Below are 13,410 nucleotides of genomic sequence, written 5' to 3'. Positions count from 1 at the left end.
GGAGTGACCGATGATGGAACCGGAAATCCGTGAAGGCGAAACGCAGTTGGGGTTTGACCCGCTGGAGCGTGTCGACGCGCAAATCCGGTTCATCGGCCGCATCCGCACCCCGTGGGCGCGCGGCGATTGCCCCAAGAATGTCACCCGCGCCCGCGACAGCGGGAAAGGCGCGACGGTCGAGTTGGAACTGGCCTTTGTGCAGGGTTTGACGGGCCTTGAAGTCGGGCAGGGGATTTTGTTGTTCTACTGGATGCATCAAGCGCGGCGCGATCTGATCACCCAAAGACCGCGTCACCGTGACGAGGCCTGCGGCACCTTCGCATTGCGCTCGCCAAATCGGGTCAATCCGATTTCACTGGCGGCGGTGCGGATCACGTCACTGGATCTTGAGGCCGGTCGGATCGGCATTGATGCGATTGATTGTTTTGACGGCACGCCGTTGGTGGACATCAAGCCAAGCGCGCCAGCCGTGGATGTGCCGCCCGTGCTTTAATCGCGCAACCAGCCCGGGCGTCTGCCCGGAGCCCGGTCCAGATTGTCGGCTTGCGTTTCAGCCAGAAGGGAAGACCCTTCTCCGGCTCTGGTGGTGGCCCAGAAGAATGAGCCGGTCACTTCGGGCGCGCCCTTCACCTCCGTTGTCGGGGCCTTGGCCAATGGCAGAATCCACATCAAAAAAAGGTTGGCGGGCATTGCGAAGTCTCCGATTGGAGGGGTTGCGTGCGATGACCGATATGTAAACCCGCAGCGCGCCGTGTCCATGTGAACAGACGAGTATTCGATGCCAAGCTATAGTTGTGAGGCGACAATCTTCCTAAAATGCAATGGATCGGCAAGGATTTGCCTTTGCACACAGGGAAAACAGCATCCCACAGCGGATCGAAGTATGCGATCGGCTACGATGCAGGCGGTTGCGTGAGTGGGGAGCATGGTGGAAAAAATGGCATCCCGTAGGGGAATCGAACCCCTCTTTCCAGGTTGAAAACCTGGCGTCCTAACCGATAGACGAACGGGACGCTCTTTTCGGGTGCGTCAGATACGTGATCTTTTTGCCCGGCTTCTGGCATCCCGTAGGGGAATCGAACCCCTCTTTCCAGGTTGAAAACCTGGCGTCCTAACCGATAGACGAACGGGACGCGTTGAAGCGTGACGCGTATCTAGTGAATGGTGCGCACGGGTGCAAGTGGAAATTTGGCAGCCGAGGAGATTTTTGCGCATCCCGGTCTTTGGCAGTCTGAGTGCGCCTGTGGCCGCAGTTTTTGCGCGTTTTTAAGACACCAAAGTTGCCGGTTTTTGGGCGGGTGTTGTGTGTAGAGCGGGGCACGCGGCCCCGCCCGACGGTGTCAAAGCCAGGACCACCCAAAGATCTCTTTGAGACCCGACAGAACCAGCGTGGGCAAGGCGGCGACAAAGGCGCATCCGAGCAGCAGTTGCGGTGTCAGACTTGCGGTGCCCAGCACGAAGTGACCCAACGGCGTGAAGACCGCGACGGCCGAAAGTGCCAGCGACAAACCGACAGCCATCAGGAGCTTCGGGTTGCCAAACGGCGACTTGCGGAAGAGCGTTGTCGTCGTGCGGGCATCAAATACATGCCAGAGCTGCGCGAACATGATGGTCACAAACGCCATGGTTTGCGCCGTTTCCAGATCAAGATTGAGGCTCAACGCCTCCTGGAAGGCCCAGTAGCTGACCGCACCCACGGCAAGGCCGCGGATCAGGATGCGCTGCTTGAGACCACCGGCAAAGATGTCCTCGTCGCGGGCTCGCGGCTTGCGCTGCATGATGTCGCCTTCGGCTTTTTCAAAGCCGAGCGCCAGAGCTGGGATGCCGTCGGAGACAAGGTTTACCCAGAGGATCATCAGAGGCGTCAGCGGCATCAGGGGATCTGCTCCCATCAGGATAAACGCAAAGAGGATCGTAGAGACCTCGGCCACGTTGGCGGTCAGCGCCTGGCGGACAAACTTCAGAAGGTTGTCATAGATACGCCGGCCTTCTTTCACCGCCTTGACGATGGTGGAGAAGTTGTCGTCCAGCAGCACCAGCGCAGCGCTGTCTTTGGCCACCGAGGTTCCTGTGATGCCCATGGCGACGCCGATGTCGGCTTTGCGCAGAGCAGGGGCGTCGTTCACACCGTCACCGGTCATGGCGGCGACCTCGCCCGTGTTTTGCATGGCGCTGACGATGCGCAGCTTGTGCTCGGGCGTGACGCGGGCAAAGACCGCGGCGTTGGGCACGACCGCCTCCAGTTGCTCGTCAGACATCTGATCAAGGTCGGCGCCGGTGTGCACAGTCTGATCGTCGCGCGTTTTGATGCCGATCTGCTCGGCAATCGCTTGTGCGGTTTTGGCGTGATCGCCGGTGATCATCACCGTGCGGATGCCCGCGCTGGTGGCGTCGCTGACCGCGTCGCGCACTTCCGGTCGCGGCGGGTCCATGATGCCGTGGATGCCGATCAGCACGATGTCCTGCTCGGGGTCCGTTGGATCAAAGATTCCGTCGTCGGTCTGGCGGTAAGCCACAGCCAGCGTGCGCAGGGCGCGGGAACCGAAATCGTCGATCACCGCCTCGACTTCGGCGCGCATGGCGTCGGTCAAAGGATGTACGGCGCCGTTCATCCAAACGCCTTTGGCACGGTTCAGGATGACATCCGGCGCGCCTTTGGCAACGAGGAACTTCTCGCCGCTTGGCGTTTGCACGTGCAGACTCATCATCTTGCGGGTGCTGTCAAACGGGAAGCTTTCCAGCGTCTGCACGTTGCGCTCCCGCAGGCGGTCCCGCGACAGGCCAACCTTGGCGGCAGCCACGACCAGTGCACCTTCGGTCGGGTTGCCCTGCACGGAGGCGCGGCCATCCACTGTGACCAGGTCGGCGTCGTTGCAATAGGCGGAAATGTTGAGCATCTGGCGCAGGTCGAATTCCTTGCGGATGTCTGCCTCATTCCCTTGGGCATCGACAAAGGCGCCGTTTGGATCAAACCCTTCGCCGGTCACGTCCCAAGTCTTGCCACCTGCCCAAGCGCGCATAACCTGCATCTGGTTCTGTGTCAGCGTGCCTGTTTTGTCAGAGCAAATCACCGAGGTCGTGCCCAGTGTTTCAACAGAGCTGAGCTTGCGGGCCAAAGCGTTGTTGGACGCCATGCGTTGCGAGCCAAGGGTCAGGACGATGGTCACAACAGTGGGCAGGCCTTCAGGGATCGCGGCCACAGACAGCGAGATCGCCGTGTTGAGCATCTCGGTCATGTCCATACCCTGAAAAATGCCGATGCCTATCACCACAGCGACCACGGCCAAAGCCGCGCCGATCAGAACTTTGGAGAGCTTTTCGATGCGCAGTTGCAGCGGGGTTTTCGGATCTTCGGCGGTGGCCATCAGGTGGGCGATGTGGCCCACCTCGGTCTGCATGCCGGTGGCGGTGACAATGCCTTCGCCGGTGCCGTTTGTAACCTTGGTGCTCATGAAGCCCATGTTCAGCCGGTCGGCGAGAACGATATTTGCGTCCTCAATAGGCAGGGTGTGTTTGTCGACAGGTTCGGATTCACCTGTAAGTGCAGCTTCGTCCACGGCCAGACGCGCGGCATCGGTGAATCGCACATCTGCGGCGATTATGTCGCCAGCCTTAAAGCGCAACAGGTCACCCGGCACGATGTCGACTGCGGGAATTTCAATCCAAGTACCGTCGCGCTTTACCATTGCCATGGGCGCAGCCATGTCTTTGAGCGCGGCGAGAGACTGGGCGGCGCGGTATTCCTGCAGGAAACTGATGACCGCGTTGATCAGAACGATCACCGCAATGGCAACTGCGTCGACGTAGTGTTGTGTATAAAATGAAATCGCCGCCCCGATCATCAGGATGATGAGGAGCGGGCTTTTAAACTGCTCGAGAAACAAAAAGAACGGCGAGACTGCATCGCCTTCCACAAGCTTGTTTGGACCGTGTTCCGCCTGTTTTTTGGCCGCCAGAGCTGTGGTCAGGCCGTGGTCTATGTCGGTTTGGTGCGTGGCGCCAACGGTCTCGGCAGTTCGAGTCCATGGAGGCGGAGTGGCGCGTGTCGCGTTCGGGGTTTCGGTTGGAACAGTCATGAGACAGCCTTTCAGCCAAGCGAGCAGCCGACCCGGAGACGCGCGGGCGAAGAGGGCGGCCACGTTAGGTAAGTTGGTGTGGGTTGAGGCGAGATCTCACTAGGGATGTAGGAAACTTTTCCGAAAATTCGACTGTGTCCGCGCCGCATGAGCAGTGAATTGCCGATGGGCTCGCGGCCGCGCAGAATGCGGGCTGTTTTTGCTCAGCGGCAAAGCCGGAACACGGCAGGGGACCTCAACAAAAACTAGGCGCGCGCAGCGTCTTCAAGGCGTAGTTGAACGGTCTGGCGCCCGCCCCATGTGTTGATCTCCAGACGACCGGCCAGATGGAAGCGCGCGCCACCATGGCTTTCGAGTGCGGGGCCAAGCGGCGTGTCGTAGGCACCAAAAGCGATGGCGTCGAGGCGGGCGCCGAAGCCGTCGCCGAATGTCACCTTGATATGGCTGTCGCCGACACGTTTGGTGAAGCGGATTTCCACATCGGGAAAGGCAAACCGTGGTGCGGGTGCGCCAGCGCCATAGGGGCCGGCTTTGTCGATGTCCTGAATGAGTTCGACGGTGGCTGCCGCTGGCATCAAAAGACCGTCGAGTTTCAAATCAGCAGGACCCGCATTCCCCGCGCCCTGTTTTGCGAGCAGTTCTGACAGGCGCGCCATGGCAGGTTCCAACTGGTCGCGGGCCACGGTGAGACCAGCGGCCATTTTGTGACCGCCCCCTTTGATCAGCAGCTCTTCGGCCGCGAGTTTCTGGATCGATGCGCCAAGGTCGACACCGGAGACCGAGCGGCCTGACCCTTTGCCCTCGTCGCCGTCAAGGCCAATGACAATCGCGGGACGGTTGGTGTTTTCTTTCAAGCGGGAGGCCACGATGCCAACAACACCCGGATGCCAGCCTTCGCCTGCGGCCCAAACGAGCGGCGCGTCAAGGCCGCGCTCTTCGGCCTGCGCCAGCGCTGCGGCGCGCACGGCGGCCTCGATATCCCGCCGTTCGGTGTTGAGGTGGTCGAGTTGATCGGCAATGGCGCGGGCTTCCTGTTCGTTGTCTGTCGAGAGCAGTCGCGCGCCAAGATCGGCCTTGCCAATGCGCCCGCCCGCGTTCACGCGTGGGCCCAGCAGAAAGCCGAGGTGGTATGTGTTGGGAGCGCTGTCCATGCGGCTGACGTCTGAGAGCGCTACAACACCAGCGCGCTCGCGGCGGCTCATGACCTTGAGACCTTGACGCACCAGCGCGCGGTTGACGCCGATCAGCGGAGCCACATCCGCCACAGTGCCAAGCGCCACCAGATCGAGCATCGACATAAGGTCTGGGCCATTCGCGCCTTCGGCGCGCATCTGGCGGTTGGCTTCGACGAGCATTAAAAACACCACTGATGCTGCACAAAGATGGGCAAGCTCGCCACTTTCGTCCTGACGGTTGGGGTTCACCACCGCCACGCAATCCGGCAGGGTTTCCCCGCCAAGGTGGTGATCAAGAACCACCACATCCGCACCCTTGGCGGCTGCAATCGGGTCATGGGAGAGCGTGCCGCAGTCAACGCAAATGATCAGGTCGTGATCCTTGGCCAACGCTGCCATGGCTGGTGCGTTGGGGCCATAGCCTTCGTCGATCCGGTCTGGCACATAAAGCGTGGCTGTCAGGCCCATGGCGCGCAGCCACGTGATCAGAAGCGCGGCGGAGGTGCCGCCGTCCACGTCATAGTCGGCAAAGACCGCGATCCGCTGTTTGGCTTTCACCGCCTGCAAAAACCGCGCTGCGGCGACCTCCATATCCTTGATTGTGCGTGGATCGGGCAGCAGGTCGGCGAGCTTTGGTTCCAGAAAACTCGCGGCTTCCTGTGCGGGCACGCCGCGACGGGCCAGCACGGCACAAAGCGCGGGGGGCAGGTTGGTGTCCTGAGCGATCTGTTCGGCAGCGCGGCTGATTTCCACCGCAGGGCCAACCCAGCGACGGCCCGTCAGGCTTTCGGAGACATCGAGAAAATCGCTCATGAGGTGGCCTTTGTCTTATGAAAAGGCCCGCCAAAGGGCGGGCCATCAGGGCGCGTGGCCCAGTCAAACAAGCTTTGGTCGAGTGATCAAGAGGTCTGATCCACCGGCGCGCGGTAGGTCATGCGACGCACAGAGCCGGATTTGGAACGCATCAGCAGCGTTTCGGTTTCGATCCAGCCCGGGCTGCGCTTGATGCGTGGCAACAGCGAGCCGCCGGTCACGCCGGTTGCGGCAAAGATCACGTCCTGAGTGACCATCTCGTCGCGGGAATAGACACGATCCAGATCGGTGATGCCGGTCTTGGCGGCACGGCCACGTTCGTCGTCGTTGCGGAACACCAAACGACCCCACATCTGGCCGCCCATGCATTTCAGAGCGGCTGCTGCCAGCACGCCTTCGGGGGCGCCACCGCGACCCATATACATGTCGATGCCGGTTTCTTCGGCTTCGGCGCAGTGCATCACGCCAGCAACGTCACCGTCGGTGATCAAGCGGATCGACGCGCCGGTGCCGCGCACTTCGGCGATCATGTCCTCGTGGCGGGGACGTTCCAGAATGCAGACGGTGATGTCAGAGAGGTCACAGCCTTTGGCCTTGGCCAGCGCGGCGACGCGTTCCGCGGGCGACATGTCGAGAGTCACCACATTTTCGGGATAGCCAGGGCCGATTGCCAGCTTGTCCATGTAGGTGTCGGGCGCGTGCAGCATCGAGCCGCGTGGCCCCATGGCGATCACGGTCAGCGCATTGGGCATGTCTTTCGCGGTCAGGGTGGTGCCTTCCAGCGGGTCAAGAGCGATGTCCACGCCGGGGCCGTTGCCGGTGCCGACCTCTTCGCCGATAAACAGCATCGGGGCTTCGTCACGTTCGCCTTCACCGATCACCACAACACCGGCGATGTCCAACAGATTGAGTTGTTCACGCATGGCGTTCACAGCCGCCTGATCTGCGGCCTTTTCGTCGCCGTTGCCGATCAGCGCGGCAGAAGCGATGGCAGCCTGCTCCGCGACACGCGCGAGGCCAAGGGACAACATGCGGTCGTGAAATTCGGGCGATTGCGACATGGGGAAATCCTTATGTACTGGTCCTGCCGATGCAATACCGCAGGCGGGGAAAGCTCACAAGCCTCAAGGGCTTGTAAGCCCTGTCATTCATACTGTTTCGATGCGGAGCGCGACCGGATCGGACGCCATAACACCGCTGGCGCGCATGGCCTCGATGGCCTGATCAAGCGCGTTGCGCTGGGTTTTGTGCGTCACGATCAGAACCGGTGCGTGGGCGTCGTCGTGGCGGGTCTGGCGCATGCGGTCGATGCTGATGCCATTGTCGCCCAATGCTGTGGCGATCTTCGCCATGGCGCCGGGTTTGTCTTCCAACGCAAGGCGTAAATAGAAGGGGGCCGGCGAGTTGGACTGCGCGCTACTGGCTTTGCTCAGTTGCGTTGCGGGGACACCGAAAGTCGCGACACGGATCCCGCGCGCAATATCGCAAACGTCGCCCATCACCGCGCTGGCGGTCGGGCCTTCTCCAGCACCAGGGCCACGCAGAACGACCTGCTCAACCGCGTCCCCTTCGATCACCACCATGTTGGTGCCGCCCTTGAGTTGACCAAGCGGGCTATCGGCGGGCACGAGACAGGGCGACATGCGCTGCTCAAGGCCGCGGCCGGTCAGTTGGGTCACTCCCAAGAGCTTGATTTTATAGCCAAGTTCCGCCGCCTGATGGATGTCCTCGATGGAAATGCGCTGAATGCCTTCAAGCGCCACGCCGTCGAAATCGACTTGCGTGCCAAAGGCGATGGACGACAACAGCGACAATTTGTGGCCCGCGTCGATGCCGCCCACGTCAAGGTTGGGGTCAGCTTCGAGATAGCCAAGTGCGTCTGCTTCGGCAAAAACCTCTTCATAGGGCAGGCCGGCGTCTTGCATCCGTGTCAAAATGTAGTTGCAGGTGCCGTTCATCACGCCCATCACACGGGTGATTTCGTTGCCCGCCAGTCCTTCTGTCAGGGATTTGATCACCGGAATACCGCCAGCAACAGCGGCCTCAAAGCGGATCACCGCATCTTTGGCTTCCGCGGCTTCGGCCAGCGCTTGACCGTGATGCGCTAAAAGCGCCTTGTTGGCGGTGACCACATCTTTGCCAAGGGCGATTGCGGCCTCAATGGCGTCTTTCGCTGGGCCGTCTTCGCCGCCCATCAGCTCGACAAACACATCCACGTCGTCGCGTTTGGCCAGCGCCACAGGATCGTCTTCCCAAGCATAGCCGGACAGGGTCACGCCGCGATCCTTGTCGCGGGAACGGGCCGAAACGGCCGTGATTTCTATGGCGCGACCGGTGCGGGCGGACAGAAGCGCCGCTTTCTGGCGCACGATTTTCACAACGCCGACACCAACGGTGCCAAGCCCTGCAATCCCAAGTCGCAATGGCGGGAGCGGGGAAGTGGTCATCAGCGGTGTCTCCTGAAATCGGTAGTTAATACGTCCTTGCCCTTTAGCGGGTTCGTGACGGTCGTGCAACGCAAGCTGCCGACTTACTTCTGCAAAGCCTCTGCACGCTTGCGTAAGCGGCGTTCGCGGGCTTCCAGCGCTTCGTCGCTGCCGGAATGCAGACGCGGAGTTTCCGCGACAAGCGCCTCTGTGTTGGGCAAAATTTTGGGATACGCGGCGCGGGTCAGATTGTCATCGACCTCGCCGACCACCTCGGGAAACTGCCCGCAGGCGGTCAAAGCCAAAGCGGTAGCGCCCAAAATAGCGGAGCGGGTGAGGGAAACCATCTGTGCAGCCTGTGTGATCACTTTGGCCTCTTTATGACCGATGCACAGTCTTGCGGCAATAGAGCGAAAGCCGGTGCGCGCGACCTCGGAAGGGGTTTTATAAGAACGCTTGTTCAGTTATTTGTCTTTTTATGGCACGTACCCAAGGTTCTCATTCTGACATCACCGGCCCCCGCGTTCGCACGGCGGCTCTTAAGCTGTTCGCGCAACACGGGTTTGCTGCGGTTTCGATGCGCCAGATCGCGCGCGAAGTGGGGGTGCAAGCCGGCGCGTTGTATAATTACACGCCGGACAAGCAGAGTTTGTTGTTTGACCTGATGAACACGCATATGGGCGAATTGCTGGCCTCCCGCGCCGATTTGCCGGACGACGCGACGCCGTTGCAAGCGCTTGAGACATTCACACGGTTCCACATCCGCTTTCACTCGGAACGCCCCGAAGAGGTCTTTATCGCCTATATGGAGCTGCGCAACCTGAGCGAAGACAATTTCGCCCGCATTGAAGGGCTGCGCCGGACCTATGAGGATCAACTCGAGGTGATCCTGCGGGCGGGGATGGCTGAAGGCGTGTTCCATGTCGCGGACCCGAAGCTCGCGACAATGGCGGTGATAGCGATGTTGACCGGCGTGAACACTTGGTTCCGCGAAGGGGGCCGTCTGTCGCTGGAAGAAGTTGAACAGATTTATTGGGACATGGTGCGCAAATCCGTCGGAGCGTGATTTGAGAGCGGAATTGTCTTGCCGCATTTTCGTCCACGCGGTCCGGTGCGGAAGGTCCGATCCTTCAGTGCGAGCGAATTATTCTGTAGGGAGAATGCATCTTGCTGCGGCTGGGGCAAAGCTCCCAGCCGCAAGTTGGGTTAGTGCGCCGGCTTGATAAACGTGCCATTGCGCAGGTCTGCAAAGGCCTGTTGCAGCTCAGCCTGCGTGTTCATCACAATCGGTCCGTGCCAAGCGACAGGTTCTTGAATCGGCTGGCCGGAGATCAGCAAAAACCGCACCCCTTCCTCACCGGCCTGCACGGTGACTTCGTCGCCGTTGCCAAAGCGCACAAGCGTACGATCCCCGCTTAGGTCGCGGATATTCACCTCGTGGCCAGCGACTTCTTTTTCCAAAAGAATTCCAGTCGGCTGGCTCGCGTCCGCAAAGGCACCTGCGCCCTCAAACACATAGGCAAACGCGCGGCGGCGGGTGTCGACGGGAAAGGTCTTTTTCACTCCAGCCGGTACCGTGACATCAAGAAACATCGGGTCAGCAGCAATGCCGTCAACCGGTCCGCTCCGCCCCCAGAAATTGCCGATGATCACGCGCACACGGGTGCCGTCATCTTCGATGATCTCCGGAATTTCCTTGGCTTCCACGTCCTGATAGCGCGGATCGGTCATTTTCAGGTCACGCGGCAGGTTGGCCCAAAGCTGAAAGCCGTGGTTCATGCCGTTGGCATCGGCGGTAGGCATTTCCTGATGCAGAATACCACGTCCGGCGGTCATCCATTGCACATCACCGGATTTCAGGTTGCCAGTGTTGCCAAGGCTGTCCTGATGCTCCACCGCACCCTCTATCACATAGGTGATTGTCTCGATCCCACGGTGCGGGTGCCACGGAAATCCGGCCTCATACATGCGGGGATCGTCGTTGCGGAAATGATCCATCATCAAAAACGGATCCAGTTCCTCCGGATCACGAAATCCAAACGCGCGGTGCAATTGAACGCCGGCGCCCTCAGTGGCGGGGACGGCTTTGCGGGTTTCCAAAACAGGTCTGATAGACATGGGGTCTCCTTCCGAAGAACTGTTCGCTCTTTTCATAGCTAAGTCACAGCCAGACTGTGCGCAATTCGCGCGGGGTCACGATTACTGTGCATCAAAGCACAGTCGCCAGTGGGGACCGGTGGCCAGCGACAAGGCTCGCGACGCTGCGGCATGACCCATTTGTGCTTTTGCTTTTTGCGCCCGCCCGCATAACCTGCACGCCACTCGATTCACTTTGGCAGGGAGGGCCAGTGATGCAAGGCTCCATGATGATGCGTCCGCTCAAGATTTCGGACATTCTTTCCTACGCGGCAGAAATTCACCCGTCGGGCGAGGTCGTTTCGGTCCGCACCGAAGGCGACATCCATCGCCAGACATATGCGGACACGGCCCTGCGCGTGGCCAAACTGGCCCATGCACTCAAGGCACAAGGCCTGCAAACCGGCGATCGCATCGCGACGCTGGCTTGGAACGGCTATCGCCATCTGGAGCTGTATTACGCCATTTCCGGCGCGGGCGGCGTCTGTCATACCATCAACCCGCGTCTGTCGGCGGAACAGATGAGCTACATCGTGAACCACGCCGAGGACACGATGCTGTTCGTCGACACGACCTTTGTGCCGCTTGTGGACGCGCTGCGGGGCCAATGGCCTTCGGGTCTCAAGGTGGTTGTGATGACCGATCGCGCCCATATGCCCGAGGGTGACTACCTGTGCTACGAAGAGTTGCTAGAGGGTCAGCCGGAGTATTTTGACTGGCCTGATTTCCCCGAAGATACCGCGGCAGGGCTTTGTTATACCTCGGGCACTACGGGCAATCCGAAGGGCACGCTTTATACCCATCGATCCACAGTGCTTCACGCGATGATGGTGGCGTTGTCGCTGCCCAAAGCGTTGCAGCCGGGCAAACGTATTCTGCCGGTTGTGCCGCTCTTCCACGTCAACGCATGGGGCCTGCCTTATGCCGCGCCGCTGACCGGTGCGTCGCTGATCTTCCCTGGTGGGGCGCTGGATGGCGAAAGCCTGTTCCGCCTGATGGACAATGAGAAGGTCTATTCCGCGTGGGGTGTGCCGACCGTTTGGCTCGGGCTTCAGGGTGAAATTCACAAACAGGGCCGCATGCCCGAGGGGCTGGGTGACATGGTCGTGGGTGGCTCTGCCGCGCCTGCCAGCATGATTGCTTTCTTTGAGGAAGATGGCGTCAATGTCTGTCACGCATGGGGCATGACGGAAATGAGCCCGATCGGCACGCAGGGCAACCTGCCGGTGCATCTGGAACATCACGTTCTGAGCGAACGGGTGGCAATCAAGTCCAAGCAGGGCCGCCGTGTGTTCGGTGTGGACCTCAAGATCGTGGATGAAGACGGCAAGCGCCTCGCCCATGATGGCAAAGAAGCCGGCGAGCTTTTTGTCCGTGGCAATGCCATCACAGCGGGCTATTTCAACAACGATGAAGCCAATGCGACGGCCTTTGACTCTGAAGGATGGTTTGGTACGGGTGACGTGGCGACCATTGATGAAAATGGCTATCTGACGATCACCGACCGCGCCAAAGACCTGATCAAGTCCGGCGGCGAGTGGATTTCTTCGCTTGATCTGGAAAACTCGGTCATGGGGCATCCCAAGGTGGCCAATTGCGCGGTGATTGCCGTGCCGCATCCGAAGTGGGACGAACGCCCGCTGATGATCGTGGTGCCCTCGCCGGAAGGCAAACCTGAGGTTGGCGAGCTGATGGATATGCTCAAAGAACACTTCGCCACATGGCAGTTGCCCGATGACGTGGTGTTTGTTGACGAGCTGCCGATGACGGCCACGGGCAAAGTGTCCAAGCTGAACCTGCGCAAACAGTTTTCCGATTACGTGCTGCCCGATCAGCGGTGATGCGCAACGAAACACTGAAGATCTCCGGCCAGCGGTTCAATATGCTGGTGGCCGGAGAGGCAGGAAAGCCCATGATGCTGTTCCTGCATGGTTTCCCTGAATACTCAGGCGCTTTTGAGGAGCTGATGCCGCATCTGGCGCAGGATTTCCTCTGCGTCGCACCAGACCAGCGTGGCTTTGGCGCAAGCTGGAAGCCGCAGGACATCAAAGACTATGTGCTGCCAGCGCTGCTGTCTGACGCCACCGCCGTGATCTCTCACTACAGTCCGGACGCGCCCGCCGTGGTGGTCGGCCACGATTGGGGGTCCGCCGTCGCCTATGGGCTGGCGTTTCGCAATCCGGACTTGGTCTCGCATTTGATCATCGCCAACGGCGTGCATCCTGGCCCTTTCCAACGTGCCATGGCCGCGGGCGGGGCGCAGAGCGTCGCCAGCCAATACATCGCGGATCTGCGCCGTGAGGGCAAAGAACATGATTTGGTCGCCAATGATCACGCCGCAATCTTTGATATCTTCAACAAACACATGGATATGGGGTGGATGACACCTGCTCGGCGCGCGGCTTACCGTGCGGCTTGGGGCAATGTGGAAGGGGTGCGCGCAATGTTGAACTGGTACCGCGCCTCGCCGCTCAAGCTCGCCGATCCCGGTTCGCCGATCCCGCCTGAAGAGTTGCCTGACTTGCCAACTGATGCCCTGCGTGTGCGCATGCCGCACCTGTTGATCTGGGGGATGAACGACACCGCACTTCTGCCCGAGAGCTATGAAGGCCTGCAGGAGTATTGTGACACCCTCACCATTGAAGAAGTCGCCGACGCCGATCATTGGATCCTGCACCAGCGTCCCGCCGATGTCGCCGATCGCATCCACCGATTTTTGGCGCAACACTGACCTTGCGGGGGGCAATCACCCCGACCGCTCAAGGGGCGGTTTTGTGGCCACAG

Annotated in this window: 11 protein-coding genes and 2 tRNA genes; 4 read left to right on the top strand and 9 right to left on the bottom strand. The window is 60.4% G+C overall.

The genetic code is table 11. From position 1 onward, the window contains the following. Positions 1–10 precede the first annotated feature (10 nt). Complete coding sequence (locus tag BM069_RS12720; RefSeq protein WP_212611541.1) at positions 11–493, top strand: SAM-dependent methyltransferase; 483 nt, start codon at positions 11–13, stop codon at positions 491–493. Here the strand turns inward: BM069_RS12720 and BM069_RS12715 are convergent. The 8 genes from BM069_RS12715 to BM069_RS12680 all read right to left on the bottom strand — a co-directional run bounded on the left by BM069_RS12715 (position 490) and on the right by BM069_RS12680 (position 8,858). Then, positions 490–690, bottom strand: a complete 201-nt coding sequence (locus tag BM069_RS12715; RefSeq protein ID WP_093324209.1) for a hypothetical protein — start codon at positions 688–690, stop codon at positions 490–492. The two genes, BM069_RS12720 and BM069_RS12715, sit on opposite strands and share 4 nt — an antisense overlap. 248 nt (positions 691–938) lie before the next feature. After that, positions 939–1,013, bottom strand: a tRNA-Glu gene (locus tag BM069_RS12710). A 45-nt stretch (positions 1,014–1,058) separates the two neighbouring features. Further along, positions 1,059–1,133, bottom strand: a tRNA-Glu gene (locus BM069_RS12705). Positions 1,134–1,340: 207 nt separating this feature from the next. Further along, positions 1,341–4,076, bottom strand: coding sequence for a cation-translocating P-type ATPase (locus BM069_RS12700; RefSeq protein ID WP_093324207.1), 2,736 nt, complete (start codon positions 4,074–4,076; stop codon positions 1,341–1,343). Between the two features lie 245 nt (positions 4,077–4,321). Continuing rightward, on the bottom strand, positions 4,322–6,064 hold the full coding sequence (gene recJ, locus BM069_RS12695) for a single-stranded-DNA-specific exonuclease RecJ (protein WP_093324206.1): 1,743 nt from the start codon (positions 6,062–6,064) through the stop codon (positions 4,322–4,324). A gap of 86 nt (positions 6,065–6,150) precedes the next feature. Continuing rightward, positions 6,151–7,125, bottom strand: coding sequence for a class II fructose-bisphosphatase (gene glpX / locus BM069_RS12690; protein ID WP_093324204.1), 975 nt, complete (start codon positions 7,123–7,125; stop codon positions 6,151–6,153). Between the two features lie 87 nt (positions 7,126–7,212). Next, complete coding sequence (locus tag BM069_RS12685; RefSeq protein ID WP_093324203.1) at positions 7,213–8,511, bottom strand: homoserine dehydrogenase; 1,299 nt, start codon at positions 8,509–8,511, stop codon at positions 7,213–7,215. A gap of 83 nt (positions 8,512–8,594) precedes the next feature. Then, positions 8,595–8,858: a hypothetical protein gene (locus tag BM069_RS12680; RefSeq protein WP_093324201.1), complete on the bottom strand. Its 264-nt coding sequence runs from the start codon at positions 8,856–8,858 to the stop codon at positions 8,595–8,597. 110 nt (positions 8,859–8,968) lie between these two features. On the opposite strand from BM069_RS12680, the gene BM069_RS12675 reads away from it, so the two are divergent. Beyond that, positions 8,969–9,556: a TetR/AcrR family transcriptional regulator gene (locus BM069_RS12675; RefSeq protein WP_093324200.1), complete on the top strand. Its 588-nt coding sequence runs from the start codon at positions 8,969–8,971 to the stop codon at positions 9,554–9,556. A 140-nt stretch (positions 9,557–9,696) separates the two neighbouring features. On the opposite strand, the gene BM069_RS12670 is transcribed toward BM069_RS12675, so the two are convergent. Then, positions 9,697–10,608 (bottom strand): pirin family protein, encoded by a 912-nt coding sequence (locus BM069_RS12670; protein WP_093324198.1) that lies wholly within the window; start codon positions 10,606–10,608, stop codon positions 9,697–9,699. A 233-nt stretch (positions 10,609–10,841) separates the two neighbouring features. Here BM069_RS12670 and BM069_RS12665 point away from each other — a divergent pair, with 233 nt between their 5' ends. Beyond that, complete coding sequence (locus tag BM069_RS12665) at positions 10,842–12,467, top strand: long-chain fatty acid--CoA ligase (protein WP_093324197.1); 1,626 nt, start codon at positions 10,842–10,844, stop codon at positions 12,465–12,467. Continuing rightward, a complete protein-coding gene (locus BM069_RS12660) occupies positions 12,467–13,357 on the top strand; it encodes an alpha/beta fold hydrolase (RefSeq protein ID WP_093324195.1) in 891 nt (296 codons plus the stop codon). The genes BM069_RS12665 and BM069_RS12660 overlap by 1 nt, the downstream gene beginning before the upstream one ends. Positions 13,358–13,410: the final 53 nt, after the last annotated feature.

The sequence above is a fragment of the Shimia haliotis genome, from assembly GCF_900114415.1.
Classification (GTDB): Bacteria; Pseudomonadota; Alphaproteobacteria; order Rhodobacterales; family Rhodobacteraceae; genus Shimia; species Shimia haliotis.
This window is presented reverse-complemented; position numbering and strand designations above follow the sequence as displayed.